This window comes from Bacillus sp. SIMBA_074 (genome assembly GCF_046534555.1).
Taxonomy (GTDB): domain Bacteria; phylum Bacillota; class Bacilli; order Bacillales; family Bacillaceae_G; genus Bacillus_A; species Bacillus_A mycoides.
Genome location: NZ_JAWRYM010001261.1, coordinates 1 through 234, shown reverse-complemented (window position 1 = coordinate 234; position 234 = coordinate 1). Strand labels below are relative to the sequence as shown.

Below are 234 nucleotides of genomic sequence, written 5' to 3'. Positions count from 1 at the left end.
CCGGCCAGCAGAAGGCCGACCCCACCGCCGCGATCCTCTCCATCGCGCTCCTTCTCCGCCACCTCGGCGAAGAAGGACTCGCCCAGCGTGTCGAGCAGGCGGTGACCGCCGACCTCGCCGAGCGCACGGGCGCTGTGCGAACGACCGCCGAGATCGGCGACGCGATCGCCGCGCGCGTGGCGCAGAATTGAATCACCGTCGCATAAAGGACCAGTCATGACCTCGACCAGCATC

The 234-nt window shown here is 68.8% G+C and carries 1 protein-coding gene; it reads left to right on the top strand.

What is annotated here, in order from left to right; all coding sequences use genetic code 11:
- Positions 1–191: isocitrate/isopropylmalate family dehydrogenase (locus SB773_RS34770; RefSeq protein WP_410595121.1), on the top strand; the 191-nt coding region annotated here is incomplete at its 5' end.
- Positions 192–234: the final 43 nt, after the last annotated feature.